This is a genomic window from Actinomadura rudentiformis (assembly GCF_008923185.1).
Classification (GTDB): Bacteria; Actinomycetota; Actinomycetes; order Streptosporangiales; family Streptosporangiaceae; genus Spirillospora; species Spirillospora rudentiformis.
In genome coordinates, this window is the sequence record NZ_WBMT01000025.1 from 65053 (window position 1) to 81426 (window position 16374).

16 protein-coding genes are annotated in these 16374 nt (G+C 69.1%); 10 read left to right on the forward strand and 6 right to left on the reverse strand.

From position 1 onward, the window contains the following. Window positions 1–27 precede the first annotated feature (27 nt). From F8566_RS41125 to F8566_RS41140, 4 genes are read right to left on the reverse strand one after another with little or no spacing between them, the layout of a single operon-like run. A complete protein-coding gene (locus F8566_RS41125) occupies window positions 28–1206 on the reverse strand; it encodes a lipid-transfer protein (RefSeq protein WP_151568289.1) in 1179 nt (392 codons plus the stop codon). Further along, a complete protein-coding gene (locus F8566_RS41130; protein ID WP_151568291.1) occupies window positions 1203–1604 on the reverse strand; it encodes a hotdog family protein in 402 nt (133 codons plus the stop codon). The genes F8566_RS41125 and F8566_RS41130 overlap by 4 nt, the downstream gene beginning before the upstream one ends. Then, entirely contained in the window at window positions 1601–2059 is a 459-nt protein-coding gene (locus F8566_RS41135; RefSeq protein WP_151568293.1) for a Zn-ribbon domain-containing OB-fold protein, read from the reverse strand. The genes F8566_RS41130 and F8566_RS41135 overlap by 4 nt, the downstream gene beginning before the upstream one ends. After that, the gene (locus F8566_RS41140) at window positions 2059–2607 is read right to left on the reverse strand and encodes an FAS1-like dehydratase domain-containing protein (RefSeq protein WP_225993975.1); all 549 of its coding nucleotides are present in this window, start codon (window positions 2605–2607) and stop codon (window positions 2059–2061) included. The genes F8566_RS41135 and F8566_RS41140 overlap by 1 nt, the downstream gene beginning before the upstream one ends. 196 nt (window positions 2608–2803) lie before the next feature. Between F8566_RS41140 and F8566_RS41145 the strand changes: the two genes are divergently transcribed. From F8566_RS41145 to F8566_RS41175, 7 genes are read left to right on the forward strand one after another with little or no spacing between them, the layout of a single operon-like run. After that, on the forward strand, window positions 2804–3988 hold the full coding sequence (locus F8566_RS41145) for an acyl-CoA dehydrogenase family protein (RefSeq protein WP_151568297.1): 1185 nt from the start codon (window positions 2804–2806) through the stop codon (window positions 3986–3988). A gap of 35 nt (window positions 3989–4023) precedes the next feature. Continuing rightward, entirely contained in the window at window positions 4024–5136 is a 1113-nt protein-coding gene (locus tag F8566_RS41150; RefSeq protein WP_151568299.1) for an acyl-CoA dehydrogenase family protein, read from the forward strand. A gap of 10 nt (window positions 5137–5146) precedes the next feature. Beyond that, window positions 5147–7465 carry a CaiB/BaiF CoA-transferase family protein gene (locus tag F8566_RS41155; RefSeq protein ID WP_225993976.1) on the forward strand — a complete coding sequence of 773 codons (2319 nt, stop codon included), beginning with the start codon at window positions 5147–5149 and terminating at the stop codon, window positions 7463–7465. Between the two features lie 25 nt (window positions 7466–7490). Further along, window positions 7491–8615 carry a CaiB/BaiF CoA transferase family protein gene (locus F8566_RS41160; protein WP_151568303.1) on the forward strand — a complete coding sequence of 375 codons (1125 nt, stop codon included), beginning with the start codon at window positions 7491–7493 and terminating at the stop codon, window positions 8613–8615. Between the two features lie 28 nt (window positions 8616–8643). After that, window positions 8644–9771 (forward strand): FAS1-like dehydratase domain-containing protein, encoded by a 1128-nt coding sequence (locus tag F8566_RS41165; protein WP_151568305.1) that lies wholly within the window; start codon window positions 8644–8646, stop codon window positions 9769–9771. A 43-nt stretch (window positions 9772–9814) separates the two neighbouring features. Then, window positions 9815–10111, forward strand: a complete 297-nt coding sequence (locus F8566_RS41170) for a hypothetical protein (protein WP_151568307.1) — start codon at window positions 9815–9817, stop codon at window positions 10109–10111. A 13-nt stretch (window positions 10112–10124) separates the two neighbouring features. Further along, window positions 10125–11627, forward strand: coding sequence for a class I adenylate-forming enzyme family protein (locus tag F8566_RS41175; RefSeq protein WP_151568309.1), 1503 nt, complete (start codon window positions 10125–10127; stop codon window positions 11625–11627). Here F8566_RS41175 and F8566_RS41180 read toward each other — a convergent pair. Further along, window positions 11593–12627 (reverse strand): MarR family winged helix-turn-helix transcriptional regulator, encoded by a 1035-nt coding sequence (locus F8566_RS41180; protein WP_225993977.1) that lies wholly within the window; start codon window positions 12625–12627, stop codon window positions 11593–11595. The two genes, F8566_RS41175 and F8566_RS41180, sit on opposite strands and share 35 nt — an antisense overlap. 295 nt (window positions 12628–12922) lie before the next feature. On the opposite strand from F8566_RS41180, the gene F8566_RS41185 reads away from it, so the two are divergent. Next, complete coding sequence (locus F8566_RS41185) at window positions 12923–13705, forward strand: IclR family transcriptional regulator (RefSeq protein WP_151568311.1); 783 nt, start codon at window positions 12923–12925, stop codon at window positions 13703–13705. 64 nt (window positions 13706–13769) lie between these two features. Here the strand turns inward: F8566_RS41185 and F8566_RS41190 are convergent, their stop codons facing one another. After that, window positions 13770–14333, reverse strand: coding sequence for a flavin reductase family protein (locus F8566_RS41190; RefSeq protein WP_225993978.1), 564 nt, complete (start codon window positions 14331–14333; stop codon window positions 13770–13772). A gap of 147 nt (window positions 14334–14480) precedes the next feature. On the opposite strand from F8566_RS41190, the gene F8566_RS50470 reads away from it, so the two are divergent. Further along, complete coding sequence (locus F8566_RS50470; RefSeq protein ID WP_192810118.1) at window positions 14481–15083, forward strand: TetR family transcriptional regulator; 603 nt, start codon at window positions 14481–14483, stop codon at window positions 15081–15083. Window positions 15084–15184: 101 nt separating this feature from the next. Beyond that, window positions 15185–16366 carry an acyl-CoA dehydrogenase family protein gene (locus F8566_RS41200; RefSeq protein WP_192810119.1) on the forward strand — a complete coding sequence of 394 codons (1182 nt, stop codon included), beginning with the start codon at window positions 15185–15187 and terminating at the stop codon, window positions 16364–16366. Window positions 16367–16374: the final 8 nt, after the last annotated feature.

Sequence of the window (16374 nt, forward strand, 5' to 3'; positions counted from 1 at the left end):
GCACGCACACGTCGATGTCCACTCGGCTCACCGCTCCACGCTGAGGACGAGCGCGCTGTGCGGAACGGGCGACCCTCCGGTGACGAGGACGTTGTCGATCTGCTTCCCCGGCTGGTTCACCGAGGTGCCGCGGATCAGCCGGACGCCCTCGGCGATGCCGTTCACGCCATGGACATAGGCCTCGCCGAGCTGGCCGCCATGGGTGTTCACCGGCAGGAGACCGTCGAGCTCCAGGTTGCCGTCGGCGATGAAGTCCTTCGCCTCACCGCGCTTGCAGAAGCCGTACTCCTCCAGTTGCAGCAGCAGCATGGGGGTGAAGGCGTCGTAGAGGATCGCGGCGTCGATGTCCTCCGGGCCGATGCCGGACTGGTCCCACAACTGCCGGGCGACCAGTTCCACCTCCGGCATCACCTCGATCTCATCGCGGTAGTAGCTGCTCATCGAGATCTGCTGCGGACCCACGCCCTGAGCAGCTCCGGTGATGACGGCCGGGGAGTGGGGCAGGTCGCGGGCGCGCTCGGTGCTGACGATCACCAGCGCCTGGCCGCCGTCGGATTCCTGGCAGCAGTCGAGCAACCGCAGCGGGTCGGCGATCAACGGTGATGCCTGATGGTCGTCGAGCGTGATGGGGCGCTGGTAGTACCAGGCCTTCGGGTTGTTCGCCGCGTACTTGCGGGAGAGCACGGACACCGCGCCGAAGTCGGCGCTGGTCGCCCCGTACTTGTGCATATAGCGGCGGGCGAGGAGTGCCTCCTGCGCGGCTGGCGTCAGCAAGCCGTAGGGATTGATCCAGTTGCGGTACTCCTGGTCGGTGTTGTGCGCGTAGGCGAACGGCGGCGGACCCGATCCGAAGCGGTGGCCGGAACGCTCGTTGAACGCGCGGTAGACCACGACGACGTCGGCGACACCGCTGGCGACGGCGAGCGCGGCCTGCTGAACGGGTGCGCATGCGCCGCCCCCGCCGTGCGGGATGCGGCTGAAGAACGTGAGCTCCGGGATGCCGAGCGCCCGGGCGACCGCGATCTCCGGGTTGGTCTCCATGGTGAACAGGGCGAAACCGTCGACCTCGTCGACACTGATCTGGGCGTCGTCGAGCGCGGCGAGCACGCACTCGCACGCCAGCCGCCACTCGCTGCGGCCCGATTCCTTGGAGAACTCCGTCGCCCCGATGCCCGCGATCGCCGCCTTCCCGGCGAAGCCGTTCACGCGTTCACCGACTCAAGGGTCACCCGGGCGGTGACGTGCACGCCGCGGGAGTTGGTGCCGGTGACCTTCAGGGTCGCCTCGCGTTCTGTCCGCTCGGTGACCTCGCCGCGGAGCACCAGCGTGTCCCCCGGAAAATTCGGCAGACCGAGTCGCAATGACACCGCGGTGATCCGGCCCTCCGGGCCCGTCCAGTCGGTGACGTACCGGTCGACGAATCCGTTCGTCGTGTTGATGCTCATGAAGATGTCGGGGGCGCCGCGCGACCGGGCTTTGCCGGGGTCGTGGTGCACGTCCTCGAAGTCCTGGGAGGCGATGGCTCCGGCCACGATGGTGGTCCGGTCCAGGACGACCTCCAGGTCGGGAAGGACGGTTCCGACGGTGAGGTCGGGAAGGCTCATGGGGTCCTACCTTCTTGGAACGTGGGGCTCACCGGCCGCAGCCGGGGGAGCACCTCGCCGTGCGCGTGCTCGGTGAAGACGACTTCCATCGCCATGCCGATCGTCAGCTCGGCCGGATCGGTGCCGCCGATGTCCGCCACGATCCGGGTGCCCTCGTCGAGGTCGAGGAGGCCGACGGCGAGCGGATAGGTGAAGGCGGAGTCCTGCGGCCGGTGGACGACGGTGTAGCTGTGCAACGTGCCCCGTCGTGAGGACTCGATCGTGTCCCAGTGGAAGGACCGGCAGTCCGGGCAGACAGGGCCGGGCGGCTGGCGCAGCGCACCGCAGTCCCCGCAGCGCTGGATGAGCAGCTTGCCCTGACGGACGCCCTCGAACCAGAACGCGTTGTCCTGCGTGACGATGAGTGGAGGGACGCTGCTCCGGCGGACCTGGGCGCCGGTCGTCGGGTCGTTCATCAGCCGTCCTTGTTCGCGGGCCGGAATCGCAGCAGCCGGAAGTCCTCCTCGGCGACCGGAACGCCATCACCGTCGACGTACCGCTTGCTCAGCGTGACGAAGTGACCGGGTCCGAGGGCCGTCTGCTTCAGCGGCGAAACCGAGTCGATCGTGAAGAAGCAGGTGATGCGGTCACCGGGCCGGAGCTCACGCAGGTAGCGCTGGCTTACATCGGTCGCCACCACCGAGGTGAATCCAGCCTCGTCGAGCAGGCTCATCAGGCGGGAGTACGCGAAGTCCTCCCTCTGTCCGGCTTCCCGCAGGGCCTGGACCTCGCGCCACCGGCGATAACCGTTCATCACCCAGGTCGAGATCATGGCCGGTGGGCAGATGATCCCCTCGCGTCCGGTGGCCCGGGCGGCATCGGCGTCGACGTACACCGGATTGCGGTCGTCGACCGCCTCGACCCAGTTGCGGATCATCGCCTCGTTGACCGCGTAGCGCGCCACCCGCGGAGGCTCGGCCTCGACCCCGCCGAAGGCGTCGAGATCGAGTTGCTGCGCATGCACCGTTGTCGGCCTCCTTCGCCGTAGCGGGCCCCACCGAGGCCCCCTGGATCTCGGAGTCTGTCGCCGCCTCACCGACCGGTCATCGCGTGATCCCACTGAGCGGAAGCGGCACTGCCGCGAGAGGGCCCCGACCGGAACACTGCAGCGAGAAGCCGCAACGTCCGGCTTCACCTGGGCCTGCCTGAAGGAGACCTCTATGCACTTGGCGGAGACGGAAGCACAGGCGACGATGCGCGCGCGTCTGCGCGCGTACTTCGCCGAGGTCATGACTCCGGAGCTCCGCCACAGGTTCCGCAACGGTTACTACGCCGAGGACGCGACCGATGCCTACCGAAGCGTGGTGCGACGCCTTGGTGAGGACGGATGGCTGGGCATCGGGTGGCCGAAGGAGATCGGTGGCCAGGGGCTCTCCATGGTGGAGCAGGCCATCTTCAGTGACGAGGCCGCCCAGGCGGATGTGCCGTTGCCGTTGCTGACGATCAACAGCGTCGGGCCGGCCATCGCCGCCCACGGGACGCGGGAGCAGCGAGAGAGCCTCGTCCCCGGAATCCTCCGCGGTGAGATCCATTTCGCGATCGGATACTCCGAACCTGAGGCCGGCACCGACCTGGCCTCGCTCACGACGCGCGCGGTCCGCGACGGCGGCGAGTACGTGATCAACGGCCAGAAGCTCTGGATCGGGATGATGGAGGCGGCCGACTACATCTGGCTCGCGGTGCGAACCGACCCGGATGCCCCCAGGCATCGCGGCATCTCGGTGCTCATCGTGCCGCGGAACGCCCCGGGTGTCTCCTCGACCCGGCTCCGTACCCTCGGTGATCACTCGGTCGCCGCCGTCGGCTTCGACGACGTCCGGGTACCGGTGGAGAACTGCATCGGCGGTGAGAACAACGGCTGGGCGATGATCACCGGTCAGCTCAACACCGAGCGGGTCGCGCTCGTGTCGACCGCCCCCGTGGAACAGGTGCTGGCCGAGGTCCGGCGGTGGGCGGCCGAGGCGAGGTCCGGTGACGGTTCGCCGATGCTGGACGACCCGGCCGTGCGGCAGGCGTTGGCCCGGGTTCGAGCGGAAGTCGAGTTCCAGCGGCTCCTGAACGCCAAGCTCGCGACCGCCGTCGACGCCGGCCGGCTCGAACCCGCCGAGGCGTCCGCCGCCAAGGTGTACGGCTCGGAGCTGTTCGGCCGCGGCCGGCGGCTGCTGTACGAGGTCGTCGGGCTCGACGCGGGCCTCGACGGGAACTCCCCGGACGCCGTCGCCGGTGGCGCGTTCGCCAAGGGAGCGGGCTCCGCGAACGTCATGACCTTCATCGGCGGCGCGAACGAGATCCAACGCGACCTGATCGCGCAGCTGGGCCTCGGGCTTCCGCGCGCCCCCCGCTGACCGGCACCGACCAGGAGCAGGAGCAGGAGTCGAACGTGGACTACAGCTACGACGAGCAGGAACAGGACGTCGCCGACCTCGCCGCGAGGATCATCGGAGACGCCGCCGTACCGGAGCGTCTGGCGGCATGGCAGGCCTCTGGCGAGCCGGTCGACCGTGCGCTCTGGACGGAGCTCGCCAAGGCCGGCCTGATCGGCATCGCGCTACCCGAGGAGCATGGTGGAAGCGGCGCGGGTTTCGTGGAACAGGGCATCGTGATCGAGGAGGCGGCCAAGGCCGCATTGCCGCTCTTCCTCACCGAGGCCGTCGTCATGGCCGCCCTCCCCATCAGCCGCTACGGCACCGAGGAGCAGCACCGGCGCCTGGTGGCCCCGTTCGCCGCCGGAGACCTGCTCCTCAGCTCGGCACCGCGGCGGGCGTCGACATCGTCTCCCGGTTTCCGGGCCAGGCCCGACGGTGACGCATGGCGGATCGACGGCGCGATGTCCCATGTGCCACTCGCGGCGGACGCCGACCGCGTTCTCGTCCAGGTCACCGACGATCAAGGCCGTACCGGGCTGCTCCTCGTCGACCCGGAAGGGCGGGGCGTGACACTGACGCCCCACACGTCCGTCGATCGCCGGTTGCGGTGGCGGCTGACGCTCGACGACCACCAGGTCCCCGGCGTTGACGTTGTGACCGCTCCTGGCGGTCTCACGGAGGAGGCGGAACGCTGGATCGAGGCGGCGGAGACCGTCGCGCGATGCCTGGAACAACTGGGGACGGTCGAGACCGCACTGCAGATGACGGCGTCCTACGCCTCGGAGCGGAGGCAGTTCGGGCGGCCGATCGGTACCTTCCAGGCGGTATCGCACAAGCTCGCCGACGCCTATATCGACGTTCAGGCGATTCGGCTCACCGCCTGGCGCGCGGCATGGCTCCTCGACCGGGGGACGTCCGGGGGAGAGGAGGTGGCGATCGCCGCATGGTGGGCGGCGGACGCCCCGACGCGCGTACTGGAGGCCGCGATGCAGGTGCACGGCGGCATCAGTGTCGACCTCGACTATCCGCTGCACCGGTACTTCCTGGCGGCGCGGCAGGGGTCCTGGGCACTGGGCGGTCCATCCCGTATCCTCGCCGCCCTCGGCGACGCGATGGCGGCGGCCTGACATGACGGCGATGAGTGACCCAGAGACGAGTGACACCGGCAGCGCCCCGCTGGAAGGCATCCGGGTCCTGGAATGGTCCTCTTCGATCGCGGGCGCGTACGCGGGCCGGTTGTTGTGCGATGCGGGGGCTTCAGTGACCCGCGTCGGCGGTGCCGAGACCCTCGGGCACGGCCGGCACTTCGACTCCTACCTGAACCACGGCAAGATGCGCGTGTCCGGTGACCTCGCAGAGTTGCGCCGATCGGCGTCGTCCGTCCCGGCCGACATCGTCGTCCTCGAACTGCCGGACGCCCCGGACCGCGACCTCCTCAGCGGCTTCGGCGATACCGTCGTGGCGGTCATCAGCCCCTGGGGCCTGGACGGGCCGTGGGCGGGGACGGGCCGCCCGTGGAGCGAGTTCACTCTGCAGGCCGAGGCGGGATCGCTCACCTGGCGCGGCTCGATGTCGAAGTACCCGATCATGACAGGAAGCTCGGAGGGCCTCTGGGTCGCGGGGACGATGGCGGCGGGGGCTGCGACGGCCGCCCTGCAAGGCGGCGGTGAGGGGCGGATTCTCGATGTCGCCCTGCTCGATGCGACGGTGTACACCACCAACCTCTTCCACAGCGTCACCGCTTCGGTGTCGCGGCCATCGCGGAGCCCACGACCGAGGAGACGGCTGACCCCGAGTGTGGAACCGGCCGCGGACGGCTGGATCGGGCTCAATCTCGCTTCGGCGCAAAATCACGAGGACTTCGTGGTCTTGATCGGACGCCCGGACTGGCTTGATGACGAGCAGATGCGGACCTTCGAGGGCCGATACGCGCGGAGGGCGGAGTGGACCGCGGCGGTCCGCTCCTGGACGGTGCGGCACACCGTGCAAGAGTGCATCGACGCGTTGGCGGCGTTTCGGATCCCGGCCGCACCGGTGCACAGCGGGGCGACGATCCTGGAGGATCCGCAGGTCGTGGCGCGGGAATTCTACGAGCCGCACCCCGACGGCCGTTTCATGGCTCCCAAGCCGCCGCTTCTCTTCGACGGCGTCCGGCCTCGGCGGAGGAAGGCCGCTCCGGCCGATGGCCCTCCGGCGCCGACCGGGCGCCGCCCGGTGGCGTCGAGCGACCTCCCGTTCGACGGTCTCCGAGTGGTCGATCTCGGTACTTGGTGGGTCGGCGCCTATGTCGGCTCGGCGCTGGGCGCCTTCGGAGCGGATGTCGTCAAGGTCGAGAGCACGCGGAGGATCGACGGATCGCGGACGATGGGAGGTGTGCCGGTCACACGCGACCACTGGTGGGAGTGCGGCAGCTTCTACCTCGGGGCGAACTTCAACAAGCGCAACGTGACGCTCGACATCACGCAAGCGGAGGGACGGGAGCTGCTCGTCCGGCTGATCGAGGACGCCGACGTCCTCCTCGAGAACTTCGCTCCGCGCGTCCTGGAATCGGCCGGGCTCGGCTGGGACGAGGTCCACCGCATCAACCCGCGGCTGGTCATGCTCCGGATGCCCGCCTTCGGCCTGACCGGCCCGCGGCGTGAAATGGTCGGCTACGCCCAGACGGTGGAGCAGTTCTCCGGCTTGTGCTGGCGTACGGGTTATCCCGGCGGAGACCCGACCAACCCGCAGGGCCCTGCGGACCCGATGGGCGGGGCGAACTCGTTCTTCGCGCTTGCGGCGGCGCTCCTGCGGCGCCGGGTCACGGGCCGGGGCATGCTGGTCGAGGCCGCGCTCGCCGAGGGCGCGTTGGTCATGGCGTCGGAGCAGGTGATCCGCTGGACCGCCGACGGCGAGCTGCTCGACCGGGCGGGTAACCGAGCCGTGGAGGCGCACGTCCAGGGGGCCTTCAGAGCCGGCGGCGATGAGCGCTGGATCGGCATTTCCGTGCTCGACGATGGGCAGTGGAAGGCGCTGGTCGATGTCCTCGGGTTCGCCGACTGGCACGAGGATCACGAGCTGCGTGATCGAGTCGGCCGGCAGGCCGCCGCTGATCGGGTCGAGGCGCGCATTGCGGAATGGGTCGCCGGCAGGAAACCCGAGGATGTCGTCGACCGCCTGGTCGCGGCCGGTGTTCCCGCGGGTCTGTGCACCGACCCGCGCTGGATCCACGAACATCCGCACCTCGCGGGCCGCGGATCGTACGAACTCACGGAGCTGCCCTGGGCCGGGACGATCCCGCTCCCCACCCTGCCGTTCCGCCGGATGGGCCAGCCGACCTGGCTGACCCGCCGTCCGCCGACGCTCGGGGAGCACAACCACGAGGTTCTCGTCGGTGAGCTCGGGCTCAGCGAGGAGACGTACGCCGGGCTGGTCGAACGCAAGGTCATCGGTGACGCCCCGGCAGGTTTCCGATGAATCTCGATGTGAAGCGGAGCCGACCGTGACGGGTCCCCTGACAGGTACGCGCGTGGTCGAGCTCGCGGCGCAGGGGCCGGGGCCGTTCGCGTGCATGCTGCTCGCCGACCTCGGGGCCGAAGTCGTGAGCGTCGAGCGCGTGGGTGCGCACCGCCATCCCGCCGACGCCCACTCGCGCGGCCGCCGATCTGTCGCGGTCAACGTCAAGGACCCTCGCGGGCGCGACGTGGTGCTCGATCTGATCGAACGGTCGGATGTCATGGTGGAGGGCTACCGGCCAGGAGCGGCCGAGCGATTGGGGCTCGGTCCGGAGGAGTGCCTTGGGCGCAATCCGCGGCTCATCTACGGACGGATGACCGGCTGGGGCCAGGACGGGCCCCTGGCCACCGCCGCCGGCCACGACCTCAACTATCTGGCCATTTCCGGAGCGCTGCACGCCATCGGCGAGTCGGGACATGGGCCCGTTCCACCGCTCAACCTGGTCGCCGACTACGGGGGCGGCGGAATGCTGCTCGCGCTGGGGATCACAGCGGCATTGCTGGAGCGCGCCGCATCCGGAAGGGGCCAGGTCATCGATGCCGCGATGGTCGACGGCGTAGCGCTCTTGCTCGCCCCCTTCCTCGCGATGGCGGCGCGGGGAGCGTGGTCCTCCCGGGGCACCAATCTGCTCGATGGCGGAGCGCACTTCTACCGCACCTACGAGACCTCGGACGGCGAATGGATCTCTGTCGGGGCGATCGAGCCGCGATTCTACCGCGAGTTCCTCCGGATCCTCGGCCTCGCCGAAGCCGACCTCGGACCGCAGATGGACCGGAACTGCTGGCCCTCCGCGACGGAACGCGTGGCCGCCGTGTTCGCCACGCGTACTCGTGAGGAGTGGACCCGCTCCTTCGAGGAAGTCGACGCCTGTGTGCAGCCGGTGCTCAAGCTGACCGAGGCTCTGGTGCACCCGCATGCCACCGCGCGCGGCATGTTCGTCGATATCGACGGCGTGCCATGCCCACGGCCGGCACCGCGCTTCAGCCGTACGACCTTGGAGCTGCCGCCCCTGGCTGAGGAGCCCGGGGCGAGCACCTGCGAGGTCCTCACCGACCTGGGGCTCACCGGGAAGGACATCGCGGATCTGCGTGAGGCGGGAGTCGTCGCATGAGGGTCCTGCCAATGAAGGAGCACGGACGATGAGCCGGATCACGACACTCGACGGTTTCGAGAAGGAGTACCGCAAGGGACTTGGCCGACCCCTGAATCCGAGACCGTGGCGCGAGGTGACGGCCGAATGGCTGCGGCGGCACAGCGAGGGCTCCGGTGACTACAACCCGCTCTTCCGCGACGGTGCATACGCTGAGGAGGCCCGCTTCCACAGCCTCATAGGCTCGCCCTCGTTCCTCTTCTCGATCGGCTTTGGAGCCAACGCGTCCATCTGGGGGCACATCCCTCACGACGATGTCGCGATGAAAGACCTGAGCATCCTCTACCTCGGTGCGGATATCGAATGGTTCCGCCCCGTTTGGGTGGGTGACCGTGTCCGGGCGATCGAGACGCCGGTCGACCTCCGGCGCCGCGACATGCCGCAGCTCGGCGAGTCGCTCGTGTGCTCCGGCATGACCGAGTACTACAACCACCGCGCCGAGCTCGTGGCCCGGATGACCAATCACATGCTCCGGTTCGCCAACCCGGGAAGCGGGGTCTCCGCTTCGTCCTCGAGCTCGCACAGGCGGATCGCGCCCGATCCGCTCGTCTGGGAGCGGACCCGACGGGGCGGCGACCCGCTCTACTGGGAGGACGTCCGCGAGGGGAGCGATCTGCCGGAACTGCCCAAGGGGACCTACACGACCACCGAGCTCTACCTGTTCAGCCTGGGGTCGCTGACCATCGGCCGCTCGCGGAAGGTGGACGAGGGCACCATCGACATGGGGGCCGGCGGCCGGGCCGACCCGGAGTACGCCAGGAAGACCCGGGCGCAGGCGACGTCCTTCGACTACGGACCGCAGCGGATCGCCTGGCTCAGCCAGATCATCACCGACTGGATCGGTGACTGGGGCGACCTCGTCACGTTGAGCTCCCAGCTTCGCCGCCCGAATCTCGTCGGAGACACCAACACCGTCGTCGGCTCTGTGCAGCGCGTCTACCAGGAGTCCGGCGAGGGCCGCGTCGACGTCCGGGTCGCGGTGGTCAACCAGGACGATCTCGAGACCGCGATCGGTACGGCGACGGTGCGCCTGCCGGGGCGGGATGTGGACGAGGCGGGCAACCTGGCCGTGCTCTGGGCGCCCACCGCGGCCGCCGAGCCGACGATGTACGGCTGAGTGGCCGAAGACTGCGAGAGCCTGACGAAGGAGCGACCACCCGATGGAACTCAAACCCGGCCTCAAGCTGAAGTCGGCGGGAACGACCGCCGAGTTCATCGTCATCCGTGCCTCCGCCGGTGACGTCGACCTGACCTGCGCGGGCGCACCCCTCAACGCTGATGGATCCGGTACGGCACCGGCGGCCGAGGCCACCGGGGAACTGCTTGTCGGAAAGCGGTACGGCGACGACGAGGGAACGGTGGAACTGCTGTGCGTCTGCGGAGGTCCGGGGCCTCTGCTCCTCAACGGCCGGACGCTGACCGCCAAGGCCGCCAAGGCCTTGCCGTCCTCGGACTGAGCCCGGAGGACAGGTGAACATCGCCACCTTGCTCGACATCGTCTCGAGTGTCGAGCCCGACAGAATCGCGATCGGAGACGCGGAGTTCGGCATCACCCTCGGCGAGCTTCGCGAACAGGCTGCCAAGGCAGTGACCCTGATGGGTGATCAGCCTGGCCGGCCCCTGTTGTTCGGGGGTACGGCCACGGCGGCCTTTCCCATCGCGCTCTTCGGTGCTGCGGTTGCGGGGAGGCCCTTCGCCCCCATCAGCTACCGGCTGGCGCCCGGACCCTTCACCGCATTGGTGCGGGAGCAGTTGCCGACCACGCTGGTGGCGGATTTCCGGTCGACACAGGACCTTGGTGCCCTGGACGGGCTGCGCGTGACCGATCCTGACACCTTCCTTTCCGAGGTGCGCGCCGCGCGGCGCGCTGAGAGCGAGCCGGACCAGGACCCCGAGCAGCCGGCGGTCCTACTGCACACGAGTGGCACCACCGGCAGGCCGAAGGTCGCGGTACTGCGTCATCGTCACCTGACGTCGTACGTTCTGAGCGGCACGGAGATGCTCGGAGCCGGTCGCGACGAGGCGGCATTGGTCAGCGTGCCGCCGTACCACATCGCCGGTGTCGCGGGCCTGCTGACGGCGCTGTACGGAGGGCGCCGGATCGTGCAGCTTCCCGACTTCGAAGCGAAGACCTGGGTCCAGACCGCGGTGCGGCAGCGGATCACGCATGCGATGGTCGTGCCCACGATGCTCGCCCGGATCGTCGATGTGCTCGACCGGATCGGCACGGAGTTGCCGGACTTGCGTCACCTCTCCTACGGCGGCGGCCGGATGCCTCGACCGGTGATCGAGCGCGCTCTGGATCTGCTCCCGCACGTCGATTTCGTCAACGCGTACGGGCTGACCGAGACGACTTCGTCGATCGCGATTCTTGGACCCGAGGACCATAGGTCGGCGAGGGCGACGTCCGACCCGGGGATCCGCCGACGGCTGGAATCCGTCGGCAAACCCTTGCCGAGTGTCGAGATCATCGTGCGCGACCCGAGCGGGCGGGAGGTCCAGGCGGGTGTGGGCGGTGAGCTCTGGGTGCGCGGGCCGCAGGTCTCCGGTGAGTACGCCGCCGCCTCCCGGCTCGACGGACAGGGATGGTTCCGGACACAGGACGCGGGGCGGATCGACGCCGACGGTTACGTCTATGTCGAAGGCCGACTCGACGACGTCATCGTCCGCGGCGGGGAGAACCTGTCGCCCGGCGAGATCGAGAACGTCCTCATCGAGCATCCCGACATCGCGGACGCGGCGGTCTTCGGCGTTCCGGACATGGAATGGGGTGAGCTCGTCGTGGCCGCGGTGGTCCCCCGGGACGGCTGCTCCATCGAGGAGGCCGCCGTCCAGACCTGGGTCGCAAGTCGTCTGCGATCAACGCGGGTGCCGGCCGAGGTGCGCGTGCTGGAGAAGCTTCCTCGCAACGACCTGGGCAAGGTCCTGCGGCGTGTCCTCAGGGACGGCGGGGACGCGGTCGCTGCGGGCTGAAAAGCTCCGGATCCGTGGGGCGGATCACGCCGTCGGCCCCGATCCGACGGCTGAACAGCTGGCTGACGTAGGCCTGGACAAGCGGCGTCCAGCGCTGACGGTCCTCGGCACTGATGCCTTCGGTCAGGCCCTCGAAGGCGGTCATCTGCAAGTCGGCGACCTTCGCCAGAACGGTGGCGCCCTTGCGGGAGACCCGGATCAGGCTGCTGCGCCGGTCGAAACCGTCGACGGCTCGGTCCACCAGGCGGAGGTCGGTGAGCTGCCGTAGCCGCTTGCTGGCCTGCGAGGGGTCGATGGCCAGCCGTTCCGCGATGTCGGCGATCGACAGCGGGCCGCTGTGCCGGATGACCTGCAGAGTGAAGTACTCCTGCTGCCGGATCGGCAGGTCGAGGAGCTCCAAGAGATCGTTGTAGCCTCTCGACTGACCCACCCAGGTGACCATGCCGATCATCGTGCGCGCGAAGAATCTGGTCTCGGCGTCGTGGTCGATCCCGGCGAGCTCGACCCAGCGGTCCGCTGCGGCGGACCGGGGACGGTCGGGCAATGCCTCGACCAGACGGTTGTGAACCAGGGCAAACCAGTCGGCGGTCGCCGCGATGTCCTCCTGGCTCCAGTGTTCGACGGCCACCAGGTAGTCGCGGCTCCAGTCGACCAGCCATTGGTCGAGCACCCGGCCGGTCGGTTCCGACAGCTTGACCAGAACGCGACGGCGATCGGCGGGGTCGGTCTCGCGCACGATGTGCCCGGCGGCCGCCAGCTGACCGGCCTGGCGGCTGGCCTGCGCGAGGTCGATACCGAGCTCTTTGGCGACGGTGCTCGTCGGCACGGGTTCGCGGCCGCTGAGCAGCTCGACGAAGCGCAGATCCGACGGCGGGAGCTCGATGCCCGTCGCGGCGCGCATGCGGCGGCTGTGGGCGCGGGTGCCAGAGGCGAACGCGACCACATTGATCAACCGCAGTGTCGCCTTCTCCAGCGCGAGGTCCCCGTCGTCCGCGGCCACGGCGGCGGCTCCTTCCTCAGGGCGGCCCGTATCCGGTCGGTCGATCTACGAGATACAGGACCTCTGGCAAATATCTCACAGCCGGCATCGCGATGACGCCGTCCGGTGAAGCTTACTTGATCAAGGGCATGTATCTCTGAACCTCGACGAGGTGGGAGTGCAGTGTCGCTCCCAGGATGCAGCTAGCAGCAGGTCGGCACCACGGAGTTTGCTTGATAAATTTCATGTATCTACTTTCTCACTGGCCGGTTCGTCACTAGAATTGATGTCAGTTCCAATTCCGGAGGGTGCTGACATGACGATGGCACTGGCCCCGATCGGCGAAGCGGCGCCACGACCCCCCTCGATGGTCGAGCGCATGACGCTCATCATGGATTGCTTCGAAGGATCGAACGCGAGGCTCCTGCTCGAGGAGATCGCGCGCCGCACCGGGTTGCCGAGGTCGACGGCCCACCGCATCCTCGAACAGCTGGTGCGTCTCCAATGGGTCGAGCACACGAGGGCCGGTTACGGTCTTGGTCGGCGGGTCGCGCGCTGGGGGGCGCGTGAGAGTGGACACTCCGACCTCCGCGCCGCCGCGGCCCCCTGGCTCCACGAGCTCGTGATGAAGACCGATCTGGTCGTTCATCTCGCCGTGCTCGACGAGACCTCTGTGGAGTACCTCGACAAGATCGGCGGACGCAGAGCGTCGGCCGTCGCATCGAGGGTGGGCGGGCGCGCACCTGCTCACTGCACCGCGCTGGGCAAGGCGATGCTCGCATGGCTGCCCGCCGAGAAGGTCGACGCGCTCTACGCCGGCGGCCTGCCGGTGGCCACTCAGGGCAGCATCACCGAGCTTCTGGTGCTGCATCAGGAGCTCCGGCGGATCCGCGGGCGCGGTGGGCTCGCGTTCGAGCGAGGCGAATGCGTCGAAGGCGTCGCATGTGTCGGCGCGGCGATCCGAGGACCGGAAAGACCGGTCGCCGCCGTTTCGCTCGCCGGACCTCAGGGAGCGCCCCTGGAGGTCGTCGCCCCGCTGGTGCGTGACGCCGTCAACCGCATCGGCCGCGAACTGCTCGGCACAGCGCTGCGCGTGTGACCCTGTCGCGCTGCGAGCCCGACCGTCCGCCCCGTCGCTGCTCCTGGTCGAGTGACAAGGCCGCTCAACCCCAGCCGTCGATCCAGCTCCAGGGATCGGCCACCGCGTGTTCAGCAGTGGTCTCGAGCCCGAACCGGCCGCGGAAGAACACCATCGGACGGTCCTCGCGATGCCGCCCGAGCGCCAGCACATGCCCCACCACGACGTCGTGGTCTCCGGCGGTGTGCACCGCGTGCACCTCGGCGTGGACGGTGGCGAGCACTCCGGTGAGGACCGGTGTTCCCCAAGACGATGTGGTCCAGTCCAGCTCGGCGAACTTTCGTCCTCGGCTGGACCCGAACCGGTCGCAGAGGTCCTCCTGCTGCTCACCGAGGATATTCACGCTGAAGCGCCCGGCGTGCCGGATCCGGGGCCAGGTGCGGCTGCGATGATCGGCGCAGAACAGGATCAGCGGGGGGTCCAGGGAGACCGAGGCGAAGGACTGGCAGGCGAACCCGACGGGTTCGTCGCCGTCCACGGCGGCCACAACGGTGACTCCGCTGGCGAACTCGCCCATGGTGCGCCGGAACTCCAGCGGATCCACCGCACTGAAGCCGGCTGTTGTTCCCTGTGTACGGCTGGTCGGCATGGTCGGACTCTAAGAGCGGGCGAAAGGCCGAAGACACCGCGCTCCCGGTGTGCGGGAGTCGCAGGGCGGCCGAGTGGAGGGCGTCCTAGCGTTCGCGTTCATGGCGTACCCACGTGTTGCGCACGCTTCGTAGCGGAGGAGGGAGCGGTGGCGAGGGTGGCCGCGCATCGGCCGCCGGCGGCGCCGGCGGCGCACAGTCAGGTGCTCCGCCGGGCGCGGATCCTCCGCTCCGCCACGGAGCTGGGTGCCCTCCACGGCTTCGACGGCGTTCAGATGCAGGATGTCGCCAAGGCCGCCGGTGTCGCGATCGGGACGGTCTACCGCTACTTCCCGTCGAAGACCCATCTCTTCGTGGCTGTCATGGCTGAGGAGGTGCTCTTCGAGCAGCCGGGCCGGCGAAGTGAGGGAGCCGGTTCCGTGGACGACGTGGCCGAGCTGCTGGTGCGATGGACGCATCGCTTCACCAGACGTCCTCAGCTCGCCATGGCCATGCTTCAGTCGACCCTTGCGAGCCCTACGACGATCGTGGAGGCGCTCGAGACGGATGTTCAGGTGGCGCCGCTCATCCTGGGCCGCCTCGGCATCGACGAGCCGGGCGACGAGGACATGAGCAGGGTGCGGCTCCTCCTCTTCGCGTGGTGGGGCATCGTGGTCGCCCGGCTGACCGGACATCTGACCCAGGAGCAGGCCGAGGACCACCTTCGGCTGGGGGCCGGGTTGATCCTCGCGGACGCGGGCGGACCGGCCTGATCCCGATCAGTGGGAGCCTTCCCGGTGCCCGGACGCAGCCCCGAATAGCGTGAAAGACCGTCACGGAGGCGGCTGTCTCCACCACCGTCCGGAGGCCCTTGATGCACGACGTCGTCCGCCGAGCGCAGTCGATCGCTCCTCACCTCGCCGCTCATGCGGAACAGACTGAGAAGCTCGGCAGGCTCTCCGAGGAGAGCGTGAGGCTGGTGCGTGAGGCGGGGGTCATGCGGCTGCTTCAGCCGCCGGAGTACGGCGGCCATGCCGCTCACCCGGCGGACTTCGCCCAGGCCGTGATGGAAGTGGCGAAGGGCTGCGGTTCTAGTGGCTGGGTGTGCGGTGTCGGCGGCGTTCATCCCTGGGAACTCGCGCTCCTGGACCCCAAGGTCCAAGGCGAGGTCTGGGGCGAGGATCCGGATACCTGGATCGCTTCCCCATACATGCCGAGCGGCGTGGCGACCCCTGCCGACGGTGGCTACGTGCTGAAGGGACACTGGCAGTTCTCCTCGGGCACCGACCACTGCGACTGGATCTTCCTGGGCGCTCTCATCGGAGACGAGACGGGCAGACCCGCCCAGCCCGTGCGCGGGCTGCACGTGGTGCTACCGCGTTCCGACTACACGATCGTCGACGATTCGTGGGACGTGATCGGCCTCAGCGGCACCGGCAGCAAGGACATCCTCGTCGAGGGGGCCTTCATCCCCGACTACCGGACGATCAAGGTCGCGGACGTGACGGAGGGCGAACTCTCGGCGGACCGCGCGGGCCGGTCGGAGACCGTCTACAAACTGCCGTTCTGGGCCATGTTCCCCCTCGGAATCACCTCGGCCGTCATAGGCATCGCGGAAGGCGCGCTGAACGCTCATCTCGACTATCAGCGCGACCGGGTCACCTCGGCCGGAGCGAGGGTCCGCGAGGACGCCACGGCGCTCTACGCGATCTCCGAGGCCGCCGCCGAGATCGCCGCATCTCGCGCGCAGCTGGTCGAGGGCATCAGCCGGCTCTACGACCAGGCCGATTCGGGCAGTCCCATCACCTTCGAGGACCGGGCCGTCGTGCGGCGCGACCAGGTCAGGTCCGCATGGCGCGCCGTGGCGGCCGTGGACGAGATCTTCGCGCGGTCCGGCGGCAACGTCGTGCGCCGGGACAACGTGCTCCAGCGCTTCTGGCGTGACGCCCACGTCGGGCTGCAACATGCCATCCACGTACCGGCCGGCGCCTTCCAGGCCGCCGCACTGACCCAGATGGGACTCGATCCGCAAGGCCCGCTCCGAGCCATGATCTGACCGGCGCC

Bases quoted from the DNA above. Each gene is read 5' to 3' on its own strand.
- F8566_RS41130 (WP_151568291.1), bottom strand. From the start codon at position 1,604: ATGAGCCTTCCCGACCTCACCGTCGGAACCGTCCTTCCCGACCTGGAG.
- F8566_RS41135 (WP_151568293.1), bottom strand. From the start codon at position 2,059: ATGAACGACCCGACGACCGGCGCCCAGGTCCGCCGGAGCAGCGTCCCT.
- F8566_RS41145 (WP_151568297.1), top strand. From the start codon at position 2,804: ATGCACTTGGCGGAGACGGAAGCACAGGCGACGATGCGCGCGCGTCTG.
- F8566_RS41155 (WP_225993976.1), top strand. From the start codon at position 5,147: ATGAGTGACCCAGAGACGAGTGACACCGGCAGCGCCCCGCTGGAAGGC.
- F8566_RS41165 (WP_151568305.1), top strand. From the start codon at position 8,644: ATGAGCCGGATCACGACACTCGACGGTTTCGAGAAGGAGTACCGCAAG.
- F8566_RS41170 (WP_151568307.1), top strand. From the start codon at position 9,815: ATGGAACTCAAACCCGGCCTCAAGCTGAAGTCGGCGGGAACGACCGCC.
- F8566_RS41185 (WP_151568311.1), top strand. From the start codon at position 12,923: ATGACGATGGCACTGGCCCCGATCGGCGAAGCGGCGCCACGACCCCCC.
- F8566_RS41190 (WP_225993978.1), bottom strand. From the start codon at position 14,333: ATGCCGACCAGCCGTACACAGGGAACAACAGCCGGCTTCAGTGCGGTG.
- F8566_RS41200 (WP_192810119.1), top strand. From the start codon at position 15,185: ATGCACGACGTCGTCCGCCGAGCGCAGTCGATCGCTCCTCACCTCGCC.